Genomic DNA, 20,574 nt, shown 5'->3' with positions numbered 1-20,574 from the left:
ATGCGCGCGATGCCGAACATGACCGTGATCGATCCGTGCGACGCGCTGGACATCGAGCAGATGGTGCCGGCGATTGCCACGCACAAGGGGCCGGTGTACGCGCGCCTGCTGCGCGGCAACGTGCCGGCCGTGCTCGACGAATACGATTACCGTTTCGAACTCGGCAAGGCGAAGCTGCTGCGCGACGGCAACGACGTGCTGCTGATCTCGTCCGGGATCATGACGATGCGTTCGCTCGAGGTCGCGAAGGCGCTTGAAGCCGACCGCATCGATGCAGCCGTGCTGCACGTCCCGACGATCAAGCCGCTCGATACGGCGACCATCGTTCAGGAGGCGTCGCGCAAGGGGCGCATGGTGATCGTCGCCGAGAACCATACGGTGATCGGCGGACTCGGCGAAGCGGTGGCGACTGCCTTGCTTGCGGCCGGCGTTGCCGTGCCGTTCCGGCAGATCGCGCTGCCGGATGCCTACCTCGCTGCCGGCGCGTTGCCGACGCTGCACGACCGTTACGGGATCTCCGCCGGCGCGATGCGGGCGAATATCAGGACGTGGCTCGGTTGATCGTTTCAAAGTACCGCGGCCCGCTCGGTGGGGGGAGGCGTTCCCTCCGCAAGCCGGGCGGGCCGGCTTCAGGGTAGCGTACCTGGCGCCCGGCCATGCGCGGCCGGGGGCCGACCCGTCGGCAACGCCGCCGGCACGGCGCCCGGATCGCGCATGCGCGTCACTCGAACGTGATGAACTGGGCAGACGACCACACCTTGCTATCGTTGCGCTGCCGCCCGAAGAAATAGACGGGGCGGAATCCGAACGACGCATTTTCCGCCGCGACTTCGATGCTGCCCGCGAGATCGACGGGCAGCACTTGGTCCGTCAACCGTTCGACCGCGACGATCAACTCGGTGCCGCCCAGCGCATGCGTGGCCGTTCCTTGCGCGAGCAGCGCCGCGCCGCTGATCTCGAAGCGGAACGCGGGCGCGTGCACGAACGGATTGCGCTGCAGCGGATCGCCGACCTTCGCGAAGCTGTCGATCGTGCCTTCGACCACGATCGTCGCGTCGGCAAGATTGCCGATGTCGAGCTCGATGCTGTCCGCATCACCATAGGTGTCGCTGCGGAACTCGACGTCGGTCGCGCCGGTACGCCATGCCGACTCCTCGACATGCTCGAAGCCGTTCGATCCGAAACGGTGGATCGTGCCGTTGACGACGCGGATCCGGCCACGCCACGCGGCCCAGCGATAGCGGTCCCGGATGCGGGCGCCGCCCCAGCGCACGCGGATCAGGCGATCCGCGTAGCCGAGTTCCGCATGCAGGTTGCGTTCCCACACCCGTCCTTCGTGATCGTACGCGGCCACGTATTCCCACCCGGACTGGCCGAGCAGCCGGTAGTCGAGCCGCGCCGGCCCGCGATGCGCGAACGCATCGCCTTGCCAGTGATCGCCGCAACGCACGAGCAGCGCACTGTGCTCGCCGGTGGTCGCCCATGTGCGGCGCGCGCGCAGCGCCTCGCCGACGTGCTTGCGATCGAGCACGTCGGCGAGCACACCCGTCAGCCCGCCGTGCACACCGAACACCTGCACGCCGGGCGCGCCGCCACCCGGCCGGCCGCGATGTTCGTCGCCGCTGGCCGCGACGCCGAGCCGGTAGCCGCGTGCGATCACGTCCTGGTACAGCCAGCCGAAGTGCCCCCACGACGACGCGATCTCGACCAGCCGTTCGAGCTCGGGATGGTGCCAGTCGGGAATGTAGCGGCGGCCGCCCACGTGCGGCATCACCAGATGCTGCGCGGCAGCGTCGGCATACGCATCCCACAGTTCCTCGACGGGCCAGCGGCCGAGCTCGACCGCATGACCTTTCATGTCCTCGTTCCAGACCAGCGTACGGTTGTGTTCGCCGCGCGCGTTGTACGGAAAATCCGGCCGCGCATCGCCGAGGAACACCACGTTATGGTCGCCGCCCGCGGTCGAGCTGCCGCACCATTCCTGCACCGGATACACGACGAAGCGGCCCGGCTCGTTGAAGCGTTCGACCGCGTCGACGCCGAGCTGCCAGTTCTCGTCGGTGATCTGGAAATCGTTCGCGGTATAGCCGAGCACGTCGATGCCGCCGATGTCGCGTGCGTAGCGTGCGTTGTACTCGGGGCTGTTGGTGCCGACCGTGTCGTGCGCATGCACATGGAGATCCGCATACAGCGCGCGCGATACCGGCAACGACGCGTCGAGCGTCAGCCACGCTTCGGCCGCACGCACGTCCGGCCGCGCGGGCACGTCGGCCACGATGCGCAGCGTGCCGGCGTCGACCGGCAGGTCGTCGACCGCGCAACTCGCGAATCCCGCCTCGGGCAGCGCATGTTCGCGCCGGTAGACGGCTTCGCCTTGCGCGTCATATGCAACGACGCGCGCGGTGCCGCCGACGTCGCGGCACGCATTGCCCCAGCGATCCTGCAGCGACAGACGGAATGGCGCGCGGGTGCCCGGCCGCACGAAGCGCGGGCCGTTCAGCAGCACGTCGGACGGCGCGCCGGCGCGGATGTCGATCGAGACGTCGCCGGGCACCGCGACGAAACGCGACGTGCCCAACGGATCGACGTAGAGCCGGAACCGGAAGTTGTCCTCGGCGAAGGTCTGCACGCGCGTGCCGGGGCCGCGACGGCGATCGCCGAGACGGATCACGATCCGGTCGCCGGCGTTCACGTAGCCGTCGACGACGTCGACGATCACCGCCTTCTGGAACGGCCGCTCGTGCCCCTTCTGGTCGAAGCGCACGTTCAGCGCCTGCACGGTGGCCGGGCTCTGCCCCGGCACGAGCGGCGCCGCATGGTATTCGGCGCTGATGTAGTTCGCCGCGGCCGGGTCGCTCGTCTGGAACAGCGCCCAGTCGGAATAGAACTTGAAGGTGGCCTTCAGCCAGCCGCCGTCGGCGATGCCGGACGAGCCGACCTCGTAGTCGAGCACGATCTCGCTCCACTCGCCGGCTTCGAGGCGCGTGACGTTGCAATGCACGCGCCCGGCGAACGGCAGGCGCTTGTGGCGTTCGTACAGGCCCGCGGGTGCGACGTGCGGGCCCAGGCGGTCGCGCAGCGCGGCGGCGCGGGCTGCGACGGAATCGGGGACGTCCGTGGATTCGTTCATGAGGGATGCAAAATGATGTCGTTGGAAAGCGGCGCGCTTCAATGCGCGAACGGCCAGGGCGCGCTCGCGTCCCAGACGGGGATGCCCATGTACGCGTACCACGGCGCGATCACGCAGAGGCCATAGACGATCGTGATCAGCACCGATACCGCGCCGACCTTCGCGTAGTCGGCCGTCGAGAACGCGCCGCTGCTGTACGCGATGACGCCGGCGGTGATCTGCGTGGGCAGCAGATAGGCGAAGCTGTCGGTATCGCTGACGAGCATCGTGAACGCGACCGGATGCAGCCCGAGGCGCGGCGCCAGCGCGAGCGCGATCGGCGCGATCATCGTGACCGCCGCGACGTTGGACAGCATGCCGATGCGGATCACGTGCGTGCCGAGCATCACGATCGCGATCGCGAGCCACCAGCCGTGCCCGCGCGCGGCGACGTAGATGTGATCGGCGGCCCAGTTCGCGAGCCCGGACGCACTGATCGCCGACGACAGCGACAGCGCACCGGCCAGCAGGAACAGCGTGCCCCAGATCGTCCGCTGCTCGACCTCGGCCCAGCCGAAGCGCAGCACGCCGGGTGCGAACAACAGCGCCAGCGCGATCAGCGCGACGATTTCCGACGGCAGGTGATGGAGCGGCTCGGTCGCCCACAGCACGGCGACGGCCGCGAACAGCGCGAGCACGGCCCAGTCGTTGCGGGCGGCGGGCGGTTGCGTACGGCGCATCGCCGCGATCGCGCCGGGGCCGCCGGGAAGCGCGACGGCGCGCGAGCGGAAATGGAACTGCACCCAGCCCTGCGTGATCGCGAACATCCCGAGATACGGCCACTGCAGCTTCAGCCACGTCAGGTAGGAGATCCGGATGCCGAGCTGCTTCTCGAGCAGGCCGGACACGACCATGTTCGGCAGATGCGCGGTGAGGATGCACATGCCGCTGATCATCGCGCCGTACACGAGCGTCTGGATCACGATCGCCTTGCGCGCGGCGCGTTCGCGCGGCGATTCGCCGAACAGCCGGACGATGCCGTTGGTGACCGGCAGCAGCGTGGCGGCGCGTGCGTTCGCGGCCGGCACGACGAGCGCCATCACGCAGTTCACGGCGAACATCGCCCAGATCACGCCGTTGGCCGTGCGCACCTTCAGGCGATCGAGCAGCAGCAGGGCGATGCGCCGGTCGAGCCCGCTCGCCTGCATGATCGCGGAGAACAGGAACGCGGCGAGGCACAGGAACACGACGGGCGCGGCGAAGCCGCTGGCCGCCTTCGGAAACGACGGGCTCGCATGCGACAGCACGAGCAGCATCGGCAGCAGGATGCCGCTCACGCCGACGGGAATCGCCTCGGTGATCCAGACGATCGCGACCCACGCGACGACCGCGAGCGTCGCCCGGCCCTCGGCGGAAAGATGCGCGGGCGCGGGCAACCACCAGGCGATCGCGAAGAACGCCAGCCACGCGGCGGCAAAGCCGATCGCGGCACGCCGCTGCGCGCCGCGCGATCGTCCCGCCGCGTGCGGATCGGTGCGTGGCGCCGTGGCCGCTTCGGCCCGTGTCGGCCGGCTGCCCTGCACGCCATCGAGCGGCGGCGTGCCGATTGCGTTTTCAGTCACTGGTATGCTCCCCGGGGCATCGGGACCCCGAATCGCGGCCCCGACCGTCTGTCGAGATGTAATAATACGTATTAATACAAGTTGAGCATTCCAATTGCTTTTCATATCGATATCGGGAAACGCGCATAGCGCGAACCCAGCACGACGAGGAAGGATCGATGACGCTGGTGCGTGACGACACGACATCGCTTTACGAGCAGCTTGCGACGACGCTGCGCGACGAGATCGAGCGCGGTGTGTACGAGCCGACCGGCAAGCTGCCGTCCGAGGCGCAGTTGAGCGAGCGTTTTCAGGTGAGCCGCGTGACCGTCAGGCTCGCGCTCGATCGGCTGAGCGACGCGCGCATCGTCGAGCGCAAGCAGGGCAAAGGGACGTTCGCCGCCAAGCAGCGGCTGCGGCATCGACTCGATGTGCTGCGCGGGCTGCACGATTCGATCGCCGCGCAGGGCGCGCGGGCGCGGATGGAATTGCTGCGCATGGAAGCGTGCGATGTGCCGCCGGGCTTGCGGCACGCATTTGCCGCCGACGTCACGCGCTGCATCTATCTCGAACGCCTGCACTGGGTCGACGACGAGCCCGTCGCGCTCGCGCAGACCTGCCTGCTGCCCGACGCCGGCGCCGTCACGTTCGAGCAGGTCGAGCGCATGTCGACCTACGAGGTGCTGGAGAGCCTGCTCGGCTGGCGCATCACGGATGCCGACATGTCGGTGACGGCCATGGCCGCGCCGGACGATATCGCGGCCCGGCTCAACGCCGACAAGCACGCGCCGCTGCTCGTGCTGCGGCGCACGTCGCGCCTCGCGGACGGCCGCACGTGCGAATCCACGGTGTTTCATATCCGTCCGGAACGGTTCGACCTCGTCGTGCGCAGTGGCGTGGAGGCGAAATTCGTCGGCTGAGCCCGCAATGGCGACGGCAGCGCACACGATCTGAAATTCCTGGCACAGCGTCGATCGGTATATCGCGCAATCAGATATTCATCGAAAAAATAACCATTTGGTACACGCTTGCGCGCGCTTTACAGTCTGGCCTCCTGCCGGCTGCGACGCCGGTCGTTTCGACGTTATTTCAGAAATTCGCCACATGAATCGTTTGATGCGTTCCAGGGTCCGCCGTGCCGCGGCCGCGCTGTTCGTACTCGGCCTCGTGCCGGCTTCCCATGCAGCCCAGCCGACGTTGCGCGTCGGCATCGACGCCGAGTCGTATCCGCCGTTCTTCTCGAAGGACGCGGCCGGCAAGTGGAAGGGCTGGGAAATCGACCTGCTCGATGCCGCGTGCGGCAAACTGAACGTGCGCTGCGAGCTCACCGACATTGCGTGGGACGGCCTGATTCCGGCGTTGCAGAACCGCAAGATCGACGTGATCTGGTCGTCGATGACGATTACCGGCGAACGGCAGAAGGCGATCGATTTCAGCCGTGCCTATTACGAGTCGCCGACGGTGTTCGTCGGCGCGAAAAGCGACCGGCGCCGCGTCGATTGCGCGGTGCCCGCGAGCTTCAAGGGCCGCGTGATCGGCGTCGAGGCCGGCACGAACTTCTCGGCGTTCCTCGACTCCCGCTTCAAGCCGGACGCGCAGATCAAGGCCTTCGACAAGTTCGACAACGCGCTCGCGGATCTGGTGTCCGGCCGGGTCGACTACGTGCAGGAAGGCAAGGGGCTGTTTACGGCATTCCTCGCGTCGCGCGACGGCAAGGACTTCGAGGTCAAGGCGACCTGCGCGGACAATCCGGTGCTGGGCCTCGGCATCGGCGCGGGCGTGCGCCAGGGCGATGCGCTGCGCGGCAAGCTGTCGACCGCGATCGCGCAACTGCAGCAGGACGGCACGTGGGATGCGATCACCGCCCGCTATCCGAACCTGAAGGGCACGATCGAGAAGGGCCGCTGACGCGATGGCCGCGGACGATTCGCTGCTCGCGTTGCTCGCATTCGGCGACGGCGGCTATGGCCGCGTGTTCGCGGGCGCGTTCGCGCTGACGTTCGGCGTCGCGGCAGCGTCGTTCGGCACCGGCGTGCTGCTCGGCATCGCCGGCGCGCTCGGCAAGCTGTCGCGCCACGCGCCGCTCGCGTGGCTCGCGCGGCTCTACACGACGCTGGTGCGCGCGCTGCCCGAGCTGTTGTGCCTGCTGCTCGCGTTCTATGCGCTCGCGCCCGCCGTCGAGGCCGCGCTGCACCGCGGCGGCCTCGCGCCCGACGGCTTCGCGTTCCCGCCGTTCCTCGTCGCGGCGCTGTCGCTCGGGTTCATCCAGGGTGCGTATCTGACCGACATCTTCCGCGCGGCGCTCGTCAACGTGCCGACCGGGCAGATCGAAGCCGCGCACGCGTACGGGATGACGCCGTGGCAGACGTTCGCGCGCATCCGGCTTCCGGCCGCCGCGCGGCTCGCGTTGCCGGGCACGGGCAACGTGTGGCTCAACGCGACCAAGGATGCGTCGTTCATCAGCGTGCTCGGCTCGTTCACGGATCTGCTGAAGGCGAGCCAGCTCGCGGCCGGCGCGACGCGCCACTACGTATTCTTCTATCTCGTCACGGCCGCGCTGTTCCTGTTGCTGAGCATCGCGTCGACGGGACTCTTCGCGGCGCTCGAGCGCCACGCGAACCGTGGCACGAGGCGCGCAACCGCATGATCTTCTCGCTGCCATTCCTGCTCGACACGGTGATGCCGAAGCTGCTCGCCGCGGTGCCGACGACGCTCGCGCTGACGCTCGTGTCGGGCGCGGCCAGCGTGCTGCTGGGCGTGCCGCTCGCGCTCGCCGCCGGCGCGCGCCATGCGCCGCTGCGCTGGTCCGCGCGCGGCTGGCTCATGCTGATTCGCGGCACGCCGCTGCTCGTCCAGCTCTATTTGCTTTACTACGGATTCGGGCAGATCGTGCCGCGCGAATGGATGCGCGACAGCTGGGCGTCGCCGCTGCTGCGCGACGCGTTCTGGTACGCGATCGTCGCGTTGAGCGTGAACGAGAGCGCGTATGTCGCGACGATCCTGCGCGGCGCGATCGCCGGCGTGCCGGCCGGCGAGATCGAAGCCGGGCACGCGTACGGCATGACGCGCGTGCAGGTGCTGCGCCGCATCGTCGGCCCGCGCGCGTGGCGGCTCGCGCTGCCCGCGCTCACCGGCGAGGCGATCCTGCTGCTGAAATCGACCGTCCTCGCGTCGACCGTGACGGTGTTCGACGTGATGGGAACGGCCAATACGCTGCGCTTCGAGACGTTGCGCGTGTACGAGCCGCTGGTCGGCGCGGCTGTCGTCTATGTCGTGCTGGTCGCGCTGCTCACCATTCCGGCCGCTCGTCTCGAGAGGCATGTCAATCGCCACTTGACGCGCACCCCCGACGCTCGCGTCCCCGTACGCCGCCGCCGCGCGTCGCCGGACGCGTGGGCGGCCCCCAACTGATTCCTGGTAACGAACCTGACGATGTCCGATCCTCGCCCCTTGCTGTTTTCCCTGTATGAACAAGCCAGCGTCGGCTGCGGCGGCGCGCCGAGCCTGTGGACCCATCCCGCCGACGAACGGCTGCGCGCGAATACGCTCCCGTTCTGGTCGAACCTCGCGCGCACGGCCGAGCAGGCCGATCTCGACATGCTGTTCTTCGCGGACGTGCTCGGCCTGTACGACGTCTATGGCGGATCGGCCGACGCAGCGGTCCAGTGGGCGGTCGAGGCGCCCGCGAACGATCCGATGATGCTGATTCCGGCGCTCGTCGCGCAGACCGAGCGGCTCGCGTTCGGCGTGACGGCGAGCACGACGTACGAGCACCCGTTCGCGCTCGCGCGCCGCTTCAGCACGCTCGATCACCTGAGCAACGGCCGGATCGGCTGGAATATCGTGACGTCCTACCTGACGAGCGCGGCGCGCAACTTCGGGCTCGACCGGATGATCGGCCACGACGAACGCTACGCGCGCGCGGAGGAGTTCCTCGACGTCGTGTACAAGCTGTGGGAAGGGAGCTGGGCGGACGATGCGGTGGTCGCCGACAAGCAAGCGCCGCGCTATGCGCGCGGCGACCGCGTGCGGCCGATCGCGCACGAAGGCACGCACTACCGCGTGCAGGGGCCGCACGTCTGCGCGCCGTCGCCGCAGCGCTCGCCCGTGCTGATCCAGGCCGGCTGGTCCGGGCGCGGGCGCGAGTTCGCGGCGAAGCACGCGGAGGTGGTGTTCGTCGCGAAGTCGAATCCGCACGAGATTCGTGCGGGCCTCGACGAGATTCGCCGGCTCGCGACGGAGCGCGGCCGCGCGGCGGACGACGTGAAGTCGCTGACCGTGCTGCGGATCGTGACCGCGCGCTCGTCGAGCGACGCGAAGGAGAAATACCACACGCTGCAGCAACACTATCACCAGCACGCGCAACTCGTCAGCTATGCGGGCGACACCGGCATCGACATCGACCGCTATGCGGACGACGAACCGCTGACGACGCACACGGAAGGGCTCACGTCCTACGTGGTGCGGCCCGACGGCAGCGGCAAGCCGCTCACCGCCGGCGACGTGCGGCGCAAGTTCGCGAGCGTCACGCGCGGCACCGACCTGATCCTCGTCGGCTCGCCCGACGAGGTCGCCGATCAGCTCGCCGAGCATGCGCGCCAGTCGACGACGAGCGGCTACATGCTCAATCCGCTGATCAGCCCGGGCACGCTCGACGATTTCGCCGAGCTGATCGTGCCGGAACTGAAAAAGCGCGGCCTGTACCGCACGACGGCGCCGGCCGGCACCTTCCGCTCGCGACTGAGCGGCCGCGACCGCCTGCCGGACACCGCGCACGGCGCGTCGTTCCGGCAATCCGCGATCCGCATCTGACGGACGGTGACGCGCCGGTCGATACCGACCGACTATCAGGGGAGGGGCGTGACGTGAACCACGACGTGCTGTTCCGGCTGCAACCGCGCCGTGCCCGACAGGGGCTTGCGGCATGAATTCGACGGCGAACGAGAATGCCGGTGCGATGCGCGAAGGCCGAACAGGTCGATCGGCGCCGCCGCCTGTCCTGAGCGTCGCCGGCATCGCGAAACGTTTCGACGCGACCGTCGCGCTGTCGGCGTTGAACCTGACGATCGGCGCGGGCGAAGTGGTCGCGCTGATGGGCGCGAACGGCGCGGGCAAGTCGACCTTCGTCAAGATCCTGAGCGGCGTGCTGCGGCCGGACGGCGGCACGCTGACACTGCGCGGCCAACCGTACCGGCCGGCGTCGCCGCACGCGGCCAAGCGGCTCGGTGTCGCGACCGTGCACCAGTCGGTCGCCGACGCGGTCGTGCCGACGCTGTCGATCGCCGACAACCTGCTGCTCGACCGGCTGTGCGATCGGGCGTCGCCGTGGCGCGCGACGCCGGCCGCGCGGCGTGTCGCGGCGCGACCGCTCGCCGCGCGGGTCGGGCTCGACGTCGACCTGGCCGCGCCGCTCGCGTCGCTGTCGCTGGCGGAACAGCAACGCGTGACGCTGGCGCGCGCGCTCGGCGCTCAGCCGTCGCTGCTGATACTCGACGAGCCGACCGCCAGCCTGTCCGCACCGGAGGCCGAGCGGCTCTTCGCGCTGCTGGACGCGCTGCGCCGCGATGGCGTGGCAATCCTGCTGGTGTCGCATCGGCTCGGCGATTTGCGGCGCATGGCCGATCGCGTGGCGATCGTCCGCGACGGCCGCATCGTCGCGGACCTGCCCGCGCCCGTCGATCTGGATGCGGCGGTGCAGACGATGATCGGGCGGCCGTTGCCGAACACGCGTGAGCCGGTGCCGGCCCGCGCCGCGCCGCGCGAACCGGACGCGGCATTCAGCATGCGGCGCATCCGGCTGACGCCGGCCAGTACGCCGTTCGACCTCGACGTGCGGCGCGGCGAGATCGTCGCGATCGCGGGGCCGGTGGGCGGCGGCAAGTCGCGGCTCGCCAATACGATCTTCGGCGCCGCGCGCGCGGTGGCCGGCGACATGACGCTCGACGGGCGGCCGTGGCGGCCGCGTTCGCCGGCGGATGCGATTCGCGCCGGCGTCTTCCTGGCCGGCGAGGACCGCTGGCGCACGTCGCTGTTTCCCGACAGCGTGCCGTTCGCATCGATCGCGGGCACGATCGGCTTTCCGTTTCTGGCGCGCTGGTTCGCGCGCGGCCCGGTGGGCAGGGCGCGCGAACGCGCGGCCGCCGCGGCGGCGATCGCGCGGTTCGGCATCCGCTGCACCGGCCCGGACGATCGCGTGGCCCGCCTGTCCGGCGGCAACCAGCAGAAAGTCGTGCTCGCACGCTGGCATGCCGAACCGGCGCGGCTGTTGCTGCTCGACGAACCGTTTCAGGGCATCGATGCCGGCGCGCGGGCCGATATCGTCGATACGCTGCGGCGTCATGCGCAGGCGCGCGCGACGATCGTGTTCGTCAGCGATCTCGAGGAAGCTGCCGAGATCGCGGATCGTATCGTGCGGTTCGATCGCGCGACGCTCGATGACCCGCCTCCGACGTCCTCCACCTTGCGTGACTGCTCATGAAAACCGTGACTTCTTCCGCCGGGCACGATGCCGCGCCCGTCGAACGACCGCGCGCCGCGGCGGCCCGCGTCCGCGACGCACTCGAGCGCACGGGCATCCTGCTCGTGCTGATCCTGCTGGTGATCGGGTTTGCGCTCAGGGAGCCCGCGTTCCTGAACGTCGACAATCTGTTCAGCATCCTGCAGTCGGTGTCGATCGTCGCGTTGCTCGGCATCGGCGTGACGATCACGCTCGCGGCCGGCGGTTTCGACCTGTCGGTCGGCAGCGTGGCCGCAACCGCGCAGATGGCCGCCAGCTATGTGCTGGTCGTGTGGCACGGCGGCACGCTGGCGGCGGTGATCGCCTGCGTGACGCTCGGCGTGGCCGCCGGGTTGTTCAACGGCGTGCTGATTACGCGCCTGCGCGTGCCCGACCAGCTCGCGACGCTCGGCACCTTGTTCCTGATGGCCGGCCTGCAATTGATTCCGACCGGCGGCCGTTCGCTCGCGACCGGCTCGGTGCTGCCCGACGGCACGGACGCGACCGGCGTGTTCCCCGACGCCTTTCTCGCGCTCGGCCGGCTGCGCGTGTTCGACGTGGTGCCGCTGCCGGTGCTGCTGCTCGCAGCGGTCACGGCAGTGGCCTGTGTCGCGATGGAGGCCACCCGATGGGGCCGCGTGATCTACGCGATCGGCGGCAACGAAACGGCCGCGCGGCTCGCCGGCGCGCCCGCCGCGCGCTACCGGGTCGCCGCGTACGTCGTATCGGGGGCGATCGCGTCGCTGGGCGGCGTGTTGATCGCCGCGCGGGTCGGTCGCGGCGACGTGAGCGCGGGCCACTCGCTGCTGCTCGACGCGGTGGCCGCCGCGCTGATCGGTCATGCGGTATGGGGCGCGAAGCGGCCCAACGTGTTCGGTACGGTCGTCGGCGCGGTATTCGTCGGCGTGCTGCTCAACGGGCTGACGATGCTGAACGCGCCGTACTACATGCAGGACTTCATCAAGGGCGCGCTGCTCGTGCTCGCGCTCGCGTTCACGTTCGGCATCGGGCGCCGCACGGATGCGCGAGCGTGATGCGCATGCCGCGATGCGCCGCAGCGGCTAGCTTTGATCGGCCGGCTCACCGAACCGGAACGGTTTGTCATCCTAAGTCATATCTATTTCCGAATCGCTCGGTTTGAGTTCGCGTGCGGCGCTGATAGATTGGGCCGATATCGTCCTATCTGGAGACAGGCCCGCCATGCGCTCGTTGCTTCGCCGGAAATCGCGCGTCGATCTGAAGATCGGTGCATGCATGCTGTGGTTCGCGACTGCGCTGGGCGTGCCCGCCGCGCAAGCCGGTCCGCTCAAGGGCGCGCCCGCGCCGTTCGACAAGGGCGGCGTGAAGATCGCGCTGGTCAACTATCTGTCGACCGGCGACTTCTTCCAGGCCTACGAGGCCGGTGCGCAGAAGCAGGCGCGTGCGCTCGGCGTCGATCTGCGCATTTACGAGGGCCGGCAGGATGCGGCCGAACAGCGCGAGCAGATCCAGCAGGCGATCAGCGTCGGCGTGTCCGCGATCATCGTCAATCACGGCCTGCCGGAATCGCTGAAGGACGTCGTGCAGCGTGCGCTGGACAAAGGCATCAAGGTCGTCGCGTTCGACGTCGACCTCGGCAACCCGAAGGTGCCGCAGATCGAGCAGAACGATCGCGACCTCGCGAACCTGCTGCTCGGACAGGCCGTCAAGGACAACGGCGACGCGTTCTCGGCCGGGTACGTCTACGTCGCCGGTTTTGCGCCGCTCGACCGGCGCGATGCCGCGTGGCGCGACTTCAAGCGCGCGCACCCGAAGGTGCGGGAGAAGGCGCGCTGGGGCACCGTCGACAATCCGATCGCGCAGTCCGTCGCGAATCAGGCGGCCGCGGCGTATCGCGCGAATCCGGATATCCGTGTCGTCTTTGCGCCTTACGACGAGTTCGCGCGCGGCGCGAAGCTCGCCGCGGACGAAGCGAAGCTGTCGTCGAAGATCCGCATCTACAGTGCCGACATCTCGACGGCCGACATCGAGGCGATCCGCGCGCCGAACAGCGCGTGGGTCGCGACCGCCGCGACCAATCCCGCGGTCGTCGGCGCCGTGTCGGTGCGCGCGGCGGCACTGCTGGTGGCCGGCCAGGATCCGGGCGCGCGCATCGCGGTCAAGCCGACGCTGATCACGCGCGACGATCTCGTGAAAAACGACATTCGCACCGTGGCCGAACTCGGCGCGAAGTTTCCTGCGTTCCGCGCAAGCGACGCGGCGACCGCCGCATGGATTCCGGCGGCCGACTGATCGCCTCGGCACGCGGCGAATCGATCCGTCGCCCGCGTGCAGCCTACCCCTGACTCGACCATGACGACACTCAACGACTATCTCGCACAAAAACGCGATGCGTGGCACGCGAAGCAGCAGGCAGCCCGCAACGATCCCGATTTCAAGGCGACGCCGCTGAAGGCGACCGTGCGCGCGCTCGGTCGCAGCGGCGTGCGCGAGATCCGGATTCGCGACTTCCAGGTGATCAGCGACAGTCCGCCCGACTTCGCGGGCTACAACCTCGGGCCCGCGTCGCCGGAGCTGCAGCTTGGCGTGCTCGGCAGTTGCCTCACGCATATCACGTTGATCCAGGCGGCCGAGCGCAGCCTGAAGATCGATTCGATCGCGGTCGAGGTCACCGGCGACCAGCATCCGCTCGCACAGCAGCCGGGGTTCGAGCATGTCCCGGTATTCCCGCACAACATCCGCTATACGCTCGACATCGTGTCGCCCGAGCCGTCCGAGGCCATCCGCGCGCTGCATCAGGCGGTCGAGGCGGTCTGCCCGATCTTCAACCTGCTGAGGCTGCCGCAGGAGATCGACGGCGAATTGCGGCATACGCAGGGTTGACGCGCGGGAGCAGCGATGCGTCTGCGGGCCATTCCTGCTGTTTGATTTGCCTTCAGCATGAAGCAAGAAATCTGGCCCGATTTTTAACGTCCATTGGGTGTTCGGGCGGGACACCGCAGATCCTGGGTTGGAGGACGGGGCGGCAAGCCTTGCGGGCATTGGCTCACGGGACGGGCACGATCCAAACTTAAACGATTTGTGACCCCTTTCCGCCGCAAAATTTTGCACAATGGCGGCAGCGCGGCATTGCGCCGCGATTCGCCCCGGGCAGGCCGGCTTGCCGGACCTGGCCGGCCGGAACCGCCGTTCGAGACCGAAGACCGCCGCCGCCGTGCCGCAGCCGACCGCCATGGACCACCCCAAACGCATCCTGATCGTCGAAGACGACGCCGACATCGCCGACGTGCTGAGCCTGCACCTGCGCGACGAGCGCTACGAAGTCGTGCACAGCGCGGACGGCACGGAAGGGCTGCGCCTGCTCGAACAGGGCAACTGGGACGCGCTGATCCTCGACCTGATGCTGCCCGGCGTCGACGGCCTGGAAATCTGCCGGCGCGCGCGCGCGATGACCCGCTACACGCCGATCATCATCACCAGCGCGCGTTCGAGCGAGGTGCACCGGATCCTCGGCCTCGAACTCGGCGCCGACGATTACCTGGCGAAGCCGTTCTCGGTGCTCGAACTCGTCGCGCGGGTCAAGGCGCTGCTGCGGCGCGTCGACGCGCTCGCGCGCGATTCGCGGATCGACGCCGGCACGCTCGACGTCGCCGGGCTGTCGATCGACCCGATCGCGCGGGAAGCTGCCGTCGACGGCACGCGCATCGACCTCACGCCGCGCGAGTTCGACCTGCTGTATTTCTTCGCGCGGCATCCGGGCAAGGTGTTCTCGCGGATGGACCTGCTCAATGCCGTGTGGGGCTATCAGCACGAAGGCTACGAACACACGGTGAACACCCACATCAACCGGCTGCGCGCGAAGATCGAGGCCGATCCGGCCGAGCCCGTGCGGATCCTCACCGTGTGGGGGCGCGGCTACAAGCTCGCCGCGCCGGACCAGCGGGACACGTGATGAAGCTGACCCTCACCCAGCGGCTGTCGCTCGTGTTCTCGATCCTGCTGCTCGCGTGCTCGGGCGCGTCGGCGTGGCTGCAGATCCGCGCGAACGACATGCGCGAGAAGGAAGTCGTGCAGGGCCTGTCGCGCGATCTCGCCGCGCACATCGCCGGCAGCACGCCGCTGATGGACGCGAACGGGCTGCGCCCGGACGCCGTGCGCACGCTGTTCGGCCAGTTGATGGGCGTGAACCCGAGCGTCGAGGTATACCTGCTCGACAACGCGGGGCGCATCAAGGGCGACGACGCGCCGCCCGGCCACGTGAAGCGCGAGCGCGTCGATCTCGCGCCGGTGCAGCGCTTCATCGCGGGCGAGCCGCTGCCGATCCTCGGCGACGATCCGCGCAGCCCCGACGCGCGCAAGGTGTTCAGCGCCGCGCCGGTGCAGCGCGCAGGGCAGCCGCCGTCCGGCTATATCTACGTGGTGCTGCTCGGCGAAGCGCACGACCGGCTGGCCGCGCGCGTCGACGCCGGCAACGTGCTGCGCACGACGCTGTGGTCGATGGCGGTCGTCGCGCTGCTCGGCCTGCTCGCGGGCCTGATCGCGTTCAGCTTCATCACGCGCCCGCTGCGCCGGCTGACCGACGCGATGCGCCGCTTCGACGCGAACGCCGCGCCCGATGCGCAGCCGCCGGTGCCGCGCTCGCCGCCGGGGCGACGCGGCGACGACATCGCGGTGCTCGAATCCGCGTTCGCGCAGATGGCCGACCGGATCGGCGACCAGTGGCGCGCGCTGACGCGCCAGGACCAGCAGCGGCGCGAACTGATCACGAACATCTCGCACGACCTGCGCACGCCGCTGACGTCGCTGCACGGCTATCTGGAGACGCTGTCGCTGAAGTCCGATACGCTCGCGGAGCCCGAGCGTCGCCGCTACCTGTCGATCGCGCTCGCGCAAAGTTCGAAGGTCGGCCGGCTCGCGCAGGCGCTGTTCGAGCTCGCGCGGCTCGAGTCGGGCGGCGTGCAGGCCGAGCGCGAGCCGTTCTCGCTCGTCGATCTCGTGCAGGACGTATTCCAGAAGTTCGAACTCGCCGCGCAGTCGCGCGGCATCGCGCTGCATGCGCGGATCCCGCCGCGCGTGCCGGTCGTGTCGGCCGATCTCGGGATGATCGAGCGCGTGCTGACCAACCTGCTCGACAACGCATTGCGGCACACGCCGCAGCACGGCGAGGTCGAGGTCGCGCTGACGCCGCTCGACGATCGCGTGGTGGTGACCGTGTCGGATACCGGCGAAGGGATTCCGCCGGCGCGGCGCGAAGGGCTGTTCCGGCGGCCGCAGCGGCCGATCAGCGGCGGCGCGGCGACGAGCGGCGGGCTCGGGCTGCTGATCGTGCACCGGATGCTGGCGCTCAACGGCAGCGGCATCCGGCTCGTCGATCGGGACGGGCGCGGTGCGGTGTTCGAGTTTGCGCTGGCGGTGGCGAATCCGGCGGCGGGTGAGGCGCGGTGAAGCTGACTGAAGCCGACTGAAGCCGACTGAAGCCGACCCGCGCCGTTGGCGCGATTTCCGCCCGAATGCATGCGCGGAAATCGCGGCGAGCTGCCCCCGGCTCACCGGTCGTCCGTGGCTTCGGACGATGGGGCGATCAATGCGTTTCGGTCGGACGATGTCGCGATTTCAGCATCAGGATGTCACGCTGAAAGCGCTCGATGTCGTGCGCGGCCCTGCGAGTCGCCAACATCAAGGCATCCTGAGCAATCGCTCGAATTCCGCCGATATGGCCTCGAACTTGTTCACGCCGTCTGGCGGCCACGAATCGGGGCTGCAATCGCCGAGATCCACTTGGGATGGCGTCGCGGCGGGCCGGTAGCCGCGCAGGGTCAACGGCAAGTCGGTGCCGTCGCAGCGCAGGCGCGCAAGCAAGACACCGGTACGCTTGTTCACCACCGCAGCCTCCCAGCATTCATCGGCACAGCCGCGCGACTGGTAGACGAGCTTCTCGCCTGGATGGGTCCACTTCAGTTCGAACGGCCCGGAAGTCTGCGCATGCGCGGATGCGCAGACGAGCAGCCAGGCAACAGACTTGACGCCACCGAGAAGTGCCAGGCAACGGCTATGCAACGGTTTCATGATTCGCCCTGTTCAACGCGCAAGATCGGCACGGCGGCTGGCGAAAGCGCGCCTTCTTTCGGCTGAAAAAAGGAACACGGTCGGTTTGCGCTGCCTCGGTGACGACTTCACCGATCCTGGTCCACGCCACCGGCGGTGCTCGCCGTCACCCGCCACGCTTGCGCCGCACCTCGCTCGGCGTCGTGCCGGTCCAGCGCTTGAACGCGTGGCGGAACCCCACCGCGTCGCTGAAGCCGAGCGTCAGCGCGATGTCCTCGGTGCTGAGCGTGGTGGTGCTCAGGTAATCGATCGCGAGCGCCTTGCGCACACTCGTCAGCAGTTCGCTGTACGACGAGCCTTCGGCGTCGAGCTTGCGGCGCAGCGTGCGCGACGTCATGCACAGGGTATCGGCGATCGCGTCGATGTCCGGAAACTGCCCGGGCGTGCGCGTGAGTTCCTGGTAGACGCGCCGCGTGACGCCGGCCTGGCTGCGCAACTCGTCGAGCAGGCGCGCGCAGTGCGATGACACCTGCGCGGCGGTGATCGGGTTCGCGAGCTGCGGCGCGCGCGCGAGCCACGCGGCCGGGTAGCTCAACGCATGGTGCGGCTGGTCGAACGCGATCGGGCATTCGAGCGCATCGGCGAGCTGCGCCGCGTGCGCCGGCTCCGGCTGCGCGAACTGCGCGCGGGCCGGCACGCACCACGCGCCCATCACGTCCTTGATGATCGTCACGTGCAGCGCGAACTGCATGTCGATCAGGAAGCGGTACAGCGGCAGGTCCGGCCCGGGCAGCGCGGCTTCGTGCGGATCCGGGAACAGCCACGACGCGGTGTCGCCCTGTTCGACCCAGCGGATCGCGAGCATCCCGTTGGCCAGCTGGTGATATTTGACGGCGGAATCGAACACATGCGCGAGCGATTCCGAGCACAGCATCGCGTAGCCGTACATCCCGTAGCTCGACGCATGCAGCCGGTGGCCGACCTGCACGCCGAGATCGGTGCCGTCATAGCGGCCGATCGCGTTGCGCGCGGCGGTCAGGAACTGCAGCGGCGACGTGAGCGTGAACGGGTCGGCGACGGCGTCCGGCGCCAGGCCGGTGCCGTCGAGCACCGCGGCCGGGTCGAGGCCGAGTTCCTGCGCGACGCCGACGAGCACGGCCAGCTTGGCCGGCGAGAAGCGTTTCTCGCGCGACGCGGGGGCAAGCGGCGCGTCCGGCGGCGGGGCGGCGCCGGCGGCCGTCGGGGTCAAGAGCGCACTGCGCGGCATGGCTGGTTCTGCGTCCGATTCGATACCGTTCCGGGTTCGCGATTCTGCGCCGGAACGCGCGGGCGCGCCATAGGGTTCACCCTGATGCGTACGGGCTTGCACGGTCCGGCAAGGGCAAACCGTCGCGCGAGCGCACGCCGCGGCTGGTCGCTCGCCGCGCGTCCGCGTGTCCGTTTCGATCATCTTTTCGACCGCCCGGATCATTTTCAAAGCGCGATTGGCGCGCGATAGTTCCCAGTCAGGCGACGGCCCATGCGCATCCGGTGCGCGGGCCGCCGTGCGAACGGCGCTGCCCGGTGCCGTCCCCCGAGGAGCAGGACAATGACGAAGAGACACTGGATCGGCTCGTACGGCTCGATCCCCGCCGAGATCGACCCCGATCGCTTTCCTTCCGTAACCGCGCTGCTGGACGACGCGATGCGCCGCTTCGCCGATCGTCCCGCGTTCCGCGCGCTCGGCCGCACGCTGACCTACGCCGACGTCGACCGCCTGTCGGCCGCGCTCGCCGCGTACCTGCAGCAGGTCGTCGGCGTGCGCAAGGGGGACCGCGTGGCCGTGATGCTGCCGAACGTGCTCGCGTTTCCGGTGACGACCGTCGCGCTCGCCCGGCTCGGCGCGATCCAGGTCAACGTGAACCCGTTCTATACCGCGCACGAACTCGAGCACCAGCTCAACGACGCGGGCGTCGAAGTGGCCGTGGTGTGCGGCGGCTCGATGGGGACGTTCGCCGACGTGGTCGGCAAGACGCGCATCCGGACCGTGCTGGGCGTGGGCCGCGGCGATCTCGGCGTCGTCGATGCGCCGGCCGGCGCGTGCGACGCGTTGCCGCCTGGCTCGATCCCGCTCGCGGATGCACTGGCCGCCGGCGAAGCGCTCGCATTCGAGCCGGTCGCGCTCGGCGGCGCCGATCTGCTGCTGCTGCAATACACGGGCGGCACGACCGGGCTGTCGAAGGGCGCCGCGCTGTCGCACCGCAACCTGGTCGCGAACATCGAGCAGTTCGCGGCGATCGTGTCGGGCGCACGGCAGCCGGGCGAGGAGGTCGTCGTCACGGCGATCCCGCTGTATCACATCTTCGCGCTGACGGTGAACTTCCTGTCCTACTTCGCGATCGGCGCGGAGAACTGGCTCGTCGCGAATCCGCGCGACATGGACGGCTTCATCGACGTGCTGAAGGCCGCGCGGCCGACGGTGTTCGTCGGCGTCAACACGCTGTACGCGGGGCTCGCCGGCCATCCGCGGCTGAAGGAGGTCGACTGGTCGCGGCTGAAGCTGTCGGCCGGCGGCGGCGCGGCGGTGATCGACGTGATCTCCGCGCGCTGGAAGGCCGTGACGGGCAACTTCATCCGCGAAGGGTACGGGCTGTCGGAAACGTCGCCGGTGGTCACCTTCAACCCGCAGTCGATCGACGCGTTCACCGGCACGACCGGCCTGCCGTTGCCGTCGACCGACGTGAAGCTGCTCGACGACCAGGATCGCGAGGTCGCGATCGGCGAAGCGGGCGAGATCTGCGTGCAGGGGCCGCAGGTGATGGGCGGCTACTGGCAGAAGCCGGAAGCGAATGCGGCGGCGTTCACCGCGGACGGCTACTTCCGCACCGGCGACATCGGCGTGTTCGACGCGGCCGGCTTCCTGAAGATCGTCGACCGCAAGAAGGACATGATCATCGTGTCGGGCTTCAACGTGTACCCGAACGAGGTGGAAGCGGTTGCCACCGCGCTGCCGGGCGTGGCCGAATGCGCGTGCATCGGCGTGCCGGACGCGCGCACCGGCGAGGCCGTGAAGCTGTTCGTGGTGCTCGCGCCGGACGCGGCCGTGACCGAAGCGGAGCTCGTCGCGCATTGCCGCGCGAACCTCGCGGCGTACAAGGTGCCGAAGCTGATCCGCCTGGTCGAGCGGCTGCCGAAGTCGACGGTCGGCAAGATCCTGCGCCGGGAACTCAGCCGCGCCGACTGATGGCGCCGACGCGTCGCGCGCCCGGCGGCGCGCGGGCCGGCGCGCCGAAAGCCGAGAAAGCCGAGAAAGCCGAGAAAGCCGAGAAAGCCGAGAAAGCCGAGAAAGCCGAGAAAGCCGAGAA

17 protein-coding genes are annotated in these 20,574 nt (G+C 69.2%); 13 read left to right on the top strand and 4 right to left on the bottom strand.

Annotation, left to right across the window (positions count from 1 at the left end):
• A partial coding sequence (locus DID98_RS34565; RefSeq protein WP_311767946.1) for a transketolase family protein occupies positions 1-561 on the top strand: 561 nt, incomplete at its 5' end.
• 160 nt (positions 562-721) lie between these two features.
• Here DID98_RS34565 and DID98_RS34560 read toward each other — a convergent pair.
• Positions 722-3,130, bottom strand: a complete 2,409-nt coding sequence (locus tag DID98_RS34560; RefSeq protein ID WP_124572185.1) for a hypothetical protein — start codon at positions 3,128-3,130, stop codon at positions 722-724.
• Positions 3,131-3,168: 38 nt separating this feature from the next.
• Complete coding sequence (locus DID98_RS34555; protein WP_260428139.1) at positions 3,169-4,731, bottom strand: anion permease; 1,563 nt, start codon at positions 4,729-4,731, stop codon at positions 3,169-3,171.
• A gap of 158 nt (positions 4,732-4,889) precedes the next feature.
• On the opposite strand from DID98_RS34555, the gene DID98_RS34550 reads away from it, so the two are divergent.
• From DID98_RS34550 to DID98_RS34495, 11 genes are all read left to right on the top strand, one after another.
• A complete protein-coding gene (locus tag DID98_RS34550) occupies positions 4,890-5,630 on the top strand; it encodes a GntR family transcriptional regulator (RefSeq protein ID WP_124572184.1) in 741 nt (246 codons plus the stop codon).
• Between the two features lie 184 nt (positions 5,631-5,814).
• Positions 5,815-6,618, top strand: a complete 804-nt coding sequence (locus tag DID98_RS34540) for a transporter substrate-binding domain-containing protein (RefSeq protein ID WP_059496937.1) — start codon at positions 5,815-5,817, stop codon at positions 6,616-6,618.
• Between the two features lie 4 nt (positions 6,619-6,622).
• Positions 6,623-7,357 carry an ABC transporter permease gene (locus tag DID98_RS34535; protein WP_124572183.1) on the top strand — a complete coding sequence of 245 codons (735 nt, stop codon included), beginning with the start codon at positions 6,623-6,625 and terminating at the stop codon, positions 7,355-7,357.
• Entirely contained in the window at positions 7,354-8,121 is a 768-nt protein-coding gene (locus DID98_RS34530) for an ABC transporter permease subunit (RefSeq protein WP_044848614.1), read from the top strand. The genes DID98_RS34535 and DID98_RS34530 overlap by 4 nt, the downstream gene beginning before the upstream one ends.
• A 21-nt stretch (positions 8,122-8,142) precedes the next feature.
• Positions 8,143-9,522, top strand: coding sequence for an LLM class flavin-dependent oxidoreductase (locus DID98_RS34525; RefSeq protein WP_124522770.1), 1,380 nt, complete (start codon positions 8,143-8,145; stop codon positions 9,520-9,522).
• 112 nt (positions 9,523-9,634) lie between these two features.
• Positions 9,635-11,188 (top strand): sugar ABC transporter ATP-binding protein, encoded by a 1,554-nt coding sequence (locus tag DID98_RS34520; protein WP_409362349.1) that lies wholly within the window; start codon positions 9,635-9,637, stop codon positions 11,186-11,188.
• On the top strand, positions 11,185-12,240 hold the full coding sequence (locus DID98_RS34515; protein WP_124572182.1) for an ABC transporter permease: 1,056 nt from the start codon (positions 11,185-11,187) through the stop codon (positions 12,238-12,240). The genes DID98_RS34520 and DID98_RS34515 overlap by 4 nt, the downstream gene beginning before the upstream one ends.
• Positions 12,241-12,406: 166 nt before the next feature.
• Positions 12,407-13,477: a substrate-binding domain-containing protein gene (locus tag DID98_RS34510; RefSeq protein WP_124524331.1), complete on the top strand. Its 1,071-nt coding sequence runs from the start codon at positions 12,407-12,409 to the stop codon at positions 13,475-13,477.
• Between the two features lie 60 nt (positions 13,478-13,537).
• Positions 13,538-14,068 (top strand): OsmC family protein, encoded by a 531-nt coding sequence (locus DID98_RS34505; protein WP_124572181.1) that lies wholly within the window; start codon positions 13,538-13,540, stop codon positions 14,066-14,068.
• Positions 14,069-14,417: 349 nt separating this feature from the next.
• Entirely contained in the window at positions 14,418-15,137 is a 720-nt protein-coding gene (locus tag DID98_RS34500; RefSeq protein WP_124524332.1) for a response regulator transcription factor, read from the top strand.
• Complete coding sequence (locus tag DID98_RS34495; protein ID WP_124572180.1) at positions 15,137-16,630, top strand: HAMP domain-containing sensor histidine kinase; 1,494 nt, start codon at positions 15,137-15,139, stop codon at positions 16,628-16,630. Before DID98_RS34500 ends, DID98_RS34495 begins: the two co-directional genes overlap by 1 nt.
• A 231-nt stretch (positions 16,631-16,861) precedes the next feature.
• On the opposite strand, the gene DID98_RS34490 is transcribed toward DID98_RS34495, so the two are convergent.
• A complete protein-coding gene (locus tag DID98_RS34490) occupies positions 16,862-17,251 on the bottom strand; it encodes a hypothetical protein (RefSeq protein ID WP_124572179.1) in 390 nt (129 codons plus the stop codon).
• A gap of 145 nt (positions 17,252-17,396) precedes the next feature.
• Positions 17,397-18,497, bottom strand: a complete 1,101-nt coding sequence (locus DID98_RS34485; protein ID WP_124572178.1) for an AraC family transcriptional regulator — start codon at positions 18,495-18,497, stop codon at positions 17,397-17,399.
• Positions 18,498-18,818: 321 nt separating this feature from the next.
• On the opposite strand from DID98_RS34485, the gene DID98_RS34480 reads away from it, so the two are divergent.
• Positions 18,819-20,453, top strand: a complete 1,635-nt coding sequence (locus tag DID98_RS34480; RefSeq protein ID WP_124572177.1) for an AMP-binding protein — start codon at positions 18,819-18,821, stop codon at positions 20,451-20,453.
• Positions 20,454-20,574 lie beyond the last annotated feature (121 nt).

It is taken from the genome of Burkholderia sp. Bp8984, assembly GCF_003853755.1.
Taxonomy (GTDB): domain Bacteria; phylum Pseudomonadota; class Gammaproteobacteria; order Burkholderiales; family Burkholderiaceae; genus Burkholderia.
This window is presented reverse-complemented; position numbering and strand designations above follow the sequence as displayed.

Excerpts from the sequence above, each read along its gene's own strand:
- DID98_RS34515 (WP_124572182.1), top strand. The coding sequence starts at position 11,185 with ATGAAAACCGTGACTTCTTCCGCCGGGCACGATGCCGCGCCCGTCGAA.
- DID98_RS34530 (WP_044848614.1), top strand. The coding sequence starts at position 7,354 with ATGATCTTCTCGCTGCCATTCCTGCTCGACACGGTGATGCCGAAGCTG.
- DID98_RS34560 (WP_124572185.1), bottom strand. The coding sequence starts at position 3,130 with ATGAACGAATCCACGGACGTCCCCGATTCCGTCGCAGCCCGCGCCGCC.
- DID98_RS34550 (WP_124572184.1), top strand. The coding sequence starts at position 4,890 with ATGACGCTGGTGCGTGACGACACGACATCGCTTTACGAGCAGCTTGCG.
- DID98_RS34485 (WP_124572178.1), bottom strand. The coding sequence starts at position 18,497 with ATGCCGCGCAGTGCGCTCTTGACCCCGACGGCCGCCGGCGCCGCCCCG.
- DID98_RS34490 (WP_124572179.1), bottom strand. The coding sequence starts at position 17,251 with ATGAAACCGTTGCATAGCCGTTGCCTGGCACTTCTCGGTGGCGTCAAG.
- DID98_RS34495 (WP_124572180.1), top strand. The coding sequence starts at position 15,137 with ATGAAGCTGACCCTCACCCAGCGGCTGTCGCTCGTGTTCTCGATCCTG.
- DID98_RS34505 (WP_124572181.1), top strand. The coding sequence starts at position 13,538 with ATGACGACACTCAACGACTATCTCGCACAAAAACGCGATGCGTGGCAC.
- DID98_RS34520 (WP_409362349.1), top strand. The coding sequence starts at position 9,635 with ATGAATTCGACGGCGAACGAGAATGCCGGTGCGATGCGCGAAGGCCGA.
- DID98_RS34510 (WP_124524331.1), top strand. The coding sequence starts at position 12,407 with ATGCGCTCGTTGCTTCGCCGGAAATCGCGCGTCGATCTGAAGATCGGT.
- DID98_RS34540 (WP_059496937.1), top strand. The coding sequence starts at position 5,815 with ATGAATCGTTTGATGCGTTCCAGGGTCCGCCGTGCCGCGGCCGCGCTG.
- DID98_RS34480 (WP_124572177.1), top strand. The coding sequence starts at position 18,819 with ATGACGAAGAGACACTGGATCGGCTCGTACGGCTCGATCCCCGCCGAG.
- DID98_RS34500 (WP_124524332.1), top strand. The coding sequence starts at position 14,418 with ATGGACCACCCCAAACGCATCCTGATCGTCGAAGACGACGCCGACATC.
- DID98_RS34525 (WP_124522770.1), top strand. The coding sequence starts at position 8,143 with ATGTCCGATCCTCGCCCCTTGCTGTTTTCCCTGTATGAACAAGCCAGC.
- DID98_RS34535 (WP_124572183.1), top strand. The coding sequence starts at position 6,623 with ATGGCCGCGGACGATTCGCTGCTCGCGTTGCTCGCATTCGGCGACGGC.